Source organism: Microbacterium sp., assembly GCF_032084865.1.
Lineage (GTDB): Bacteria > Actinomycetota > Actinomycetes > Actinomycetales > Microbacteriaceae > Microbacterium.
The window spans coordinates 1-1,683 of sequence record NZ_DAMDLU010000243.1 but is presented as its reverse complement, the minus strand read 5'-3'; the positions used below and the strand labels follow the sequence as shown (position 1 = coordinate 1,683).

Sequence of the window (1,683 nt, the reverse complement as noted above, 5' to 3'; positions counted from 1 at the left end):
GCTGCACCCCACCCCCGCGGCGTCGCGCGGGCGCCGCAGCGGCATCCTTCTTCCGCGTCTTCGGGATCGTCCGCGTCTTCTCGATCGTCGCCATCATCGTCTCTCTCCCACGGTGGCTCCCATGCTCGCGGCGAGCTCGAGCGCCCACCGGTCCACACCCGATTCGCGCACACCCCTGCCGAGCGCGAACGCGGCCAGCGGATCGGCGTGTGCGGTCGGCACGCCGAGCGCTCGACTGAGCACCGGCGCCAGTCCGATCAGGCGGCTGCCGCCGCCGGTCAGCAGCACGCGTGCGATCGGGGTGTCGGGGTGCGCCCCGACGTAGAAGTTCAGGGTGTTGCGAATGCTGTCGATCAGCGCCGCGACGTTCTCGCGCAGCACGGTCTCGGCCTCGATGTCGCGAGCGTTGGTCGCGCCGCCCTGCAGGCCGCGGCTGATCTTGTCGTGCTCGGCCTCGGCGAAGTCGATGCCCAGGGCGCGCTCGATGCTGCGGGTGATGTCGTCGCCACCGCTGGGCACCATGCGCACGAACTCCGGGGTGGTGCCGTTCGCGATGACGACCGTCGTGCTCGACGCGCCCACGTTGATGATGGCCTGAGCCTGCCCGGGGGTGCCGGGCAGGATGCGCAGCAGCGAGAACCCGGCGAAGTCGATGGCGTCGACGAAGCGGCCGGAGCGCTCGATCGCGTTGACGGTCGACTCGAGGCTGCTGCGGGCGGTGGCCACCAGCAGGCCCTCCTGCTTCGCGCTGCCGTCGGCGGCGGGGCGCAACGGAAGGAAGTCGAGCACGGCGTCGTCGAGGTCGATCGGCACCTGACCCTCGACGGCGAAGCGCAGCGCGGCGCGGTTGCCGGCGAGTTCGGGCAGAGCGACCTCGCGCACGACCACCTTGCGGTTGCCGAGGGCCAGGGCGACCTTCTTGGTCGTGAAGCCGCCGCTGCGCCACAGGTCTTTGAGTGCGGCGATGCCGCGGCGCTCGTCCACGATCTCGCCGTCGAACACCGTGCCCTCGGGCAGGTCGACGGCGGCGAAACGGGTGATCTTGGGTCGAGCGGTGTACGGAGCGTCGATCTGCACGCCGCGCAGGGTGCGGCGACTCAGATCGAGAGCGACGACGGCTGCCATGGTGGTCCTTAGCTGGTTCGGTGGGGGGAGAAGTCGGGATGCCGGGTTCAGGAGAGCCCGGTGAGGCTCAGGTAGAGGTCGGCGAGAGTCGGTCCGGCGGCGATGCCGATGGCGGCGCCGAGCAGCATGAACGGACCGAACGGCACGCCGGACCTGCGGCCGGCTCGGCCGGTGAGCATCAGCACGCCGCCGACCACCCCGCCGACGACGAAGGCGCTGAAGCCGCCGACGATGAGCTGCGGCCAGCCGAGCCAGGCGAGCAGCATGCCGAGCGAGCCCGACAGCTTCACGTCGCCCAGACCCATCCCGGCCGGGTAGGCGAGGGCGAGCAGCAGGTACATGCCGCCGAGCGCGATCAGGCCGATCGCGGCCTGCAGCATCCGCCCCCACTCGCCGGTCACCCACGACGCCGCGAGCAGCGCCACCGCGGTGATCGGGTAGGCGGGCAGCGTGATCACGTTCGGCAGGCGGTGGTGATCGACGTCGATCAGTGCCAGCGCGAGGCCGCCGGCGGCCCAGATCAGCAGCGCCGGGGCGACCGCCGGCGGCAGGTCGCCG

At 71.8% G+C, this 1,683-nt stretch carries 2 protein-coding genes; both read right to left on the bottom strand.

The features are described from left to right. Positions 1-93: 93 nt before the first annotated feature. Positions 94-1,125: a type IV pilus assembly protein PilM gene (pilM, locus tag RT309_RS15010; RefSeq protein ID WP_313358324.1), complete on the bottom strand. Its 1,032-nt coding sequence runs from the start codon at positions 1,123-1,125 to the stop codon at positions 94-96. Positions 1,126-1,172: 47 nt separating this feature from the next. Beyond that, the coding region (locus RT309_RS15005) for an A24 family peptidase (protein ID WP_313358322.1) at positions 1,173-1,683 on the bottom strand (511 nt) is incomplete at its 5' end.

Coding starts and splice junctions, on each gene's coding strand:
- pilM (WP_313358324.1), bottom strand. CDS start 1,125: ATGGCAGCCGTCGTCGCTCTCGATCTGAGTCGCCGCACCCTGCGCGGC.